Origin of the sequence: Planktothrix sp. FACHB-1355 (assembly GCF_014748295.1) — a bacterium.
GTDB lineage: Bacteria > Cyanobacteriota > Cyanobacteriia > Cyanobacteriales > Aerosakkonemataceae > Aerosakkonema > Aerosakkonema funiforme_A.
Genome location: NZ_JACJUP010001249.1, coordinates 1 through 1951, shown reverse-complemented (window position 1 = coordinate 1951; position 1951 = coordinate 1). Strand labels below are relative to the sequence as shown.

The window sequence follows — 1951 nt, the reverse complement described above, 5'->3', positions numbered from 1 at the left end:
CGACCGGATGAGCTTGCTAGCCGCCAATCTTGACAGAACCGAAAGCACAGAAGATAACGAACTGACGCTATGTTCGGAAGACATGAGCCTTCTGACCGACCTGTATCAGCTGACAATGGCAGCGTGCTACGCAGGCGAAGGTTTAGATACAAGACAAGCAAGCTTCGAGCTATTTGTACGCCGACTCCCAGAAAACTTTGGCTACCTAATCGCAATGGGCTTGCAACAAGCCTTAGACTATTTAGAGAAATTCCGCTTCACCCCAAAACAGATACAAGCATTACAGGCGACGGGAATATTCCATCTAGCACCCGCAAAATTTTGGTCGCTACTAGCAGAAGCCCGCTTCAGTGGGGATGTGTGGGCAGTACCGGAAGGGACGGCTGTGTTTGCCAACGAACCGCTGTTGCGAGTAGAAGCACCCCTGTGGCAAGCTCAGTTGGTGGAAACTTATCTATTAAATACAATCAATTATCAAACCTTAATTGCCACAAAAGCGGCAAGAATCCGGGATGTGGCGGGAAAACAAGCAACGCTGCTGGAATTCGGCACCAGACGCGCCTTTAGTCCGCAAGCCTCAGTCTGGGCAGCTCGTGCGGCTTTAGCAGCTGGCTTGGATGCGACATCGAACGTGCTGGCTGCTGTAAAGCTGGGTCAAAAGCCCAGCGGTACGATGGCTCATTCTTTAGTGATGGCATTAACGGCAACATCGGGTAGCGAGGCGGAGGCATTTGCAGCGTTTCACCGCTATTTTCCGGGCGCACCTTTATTGATCGATACTTACGATGCGATCGCAGCTGCTCAAACTTTAGCAGAAAAGGTAAATGCCGGCGAAATGGAATTGTCTGGAGTGCGGTTAGATTCCGGCGATTTAGTAGCATTATCCCAGCAAGTGCGATCGCTCTTACCCGACGTACCCATTTTTGCCAGCGGCGATTTAGACGAGAGAGAAATTGCCCGCTTAAAGAATGCCGGTGCTTGCATCGACGGCTATGGGTTGGGAACTCGACTGGTGACGGGTTCGCCCGTCAATGGCGTTTACAAACTTGTCGAAATTGATGGTATCCCTACAATGAAACAGTCGAGCAATAAAACTACTTATCCCGGTCGCAAGCAAATCTTTCGTCGGTTTGAAAACGGGATTATGCAGTCAGATAAATTGGGATTGGTCAACGAAAATTCAGAAGAAAGTCAGCCTTTATTACAGTTAGTTTACCGAGATGGTAGAAAACTGCGGCCAGAAAGTTTAAATCGCATTCGCCAGCGCACAGCCGCTTCTGTCGCCAGCTTACCAATTGAAACTCGCCAGATCGATCGCCCGATTTCCCCACCAGTAGAAATTTCTGCCGCACTGTTAAGTTTAACGGCACAAACGAAAAGTGTTAGGCACTGAGGAACGGGAAAGAAAAGCATCTTACTTTTGACTTTTGACTTTTGACTTTTGACTTTTCACTATGCACACAATCGCTCTTTTTGGTACTAGCGCCGACCCCCCAACAACCGGACATCAAGCAATTCTCAACTGGCTATCGCAAAACTACGATTGGGTAGCAGTTTGGGCGTCAGATAACCCATTTAAATCTCACCAAACACCATTACAACATCGAGCTGCAATGTTAAGGTTATTGATTGAGTCGATCGATCCTCCCCGACACAACATCGGTCTGCATCAAGAACTCAGCAGTCCCAGAACTTTGGAAACTCTCTCAAAAGCAAAATCAAAATGGCCATTTGCCGAACTGACCCTAGTCATCGGTTCGGATTTGGTTACGCAGCTACCGCGCTGGTATAGAGTTGAAGAATTGTTGCGGCAAGTGCAGCTGTTAGTAGTGCCGCGACCGGGAATTCCCATAGAAGATACAGCATTGCAGCCACTGAGGGAGATGGGAGGGTCGGTAGCGATCGCATCTCTAAACAGCCCAGATGTTTCCTCTACAGCTTATCGTGAAAA

The 1951-nt window shown here is 48.6% G+C and carries 2 protein-coding genes; both read left to right on the top strand.

The annotated features are described in order from the left end of the window. Positions 1–7: 7 nt before the first annotated feature. Entirely contained in the window at positions 8–1393 is a 1386-nt protein-coding gene (locus tag H6S82_RS31280; protein ID WP_191057339.1) for a nicotinate phosphoribosyltransferase, read from the top strand. 61 nt (positions 1394–1454) lie between these two features. Further along, on the top strand, positions 1455–1951 hold a 497-nt coding region (locus tag H6S82_RS31275), incomplete at its 3' end, for a nicotinate-nucleotide adenylyltransferase (RefSeq protein WP_191057338.1).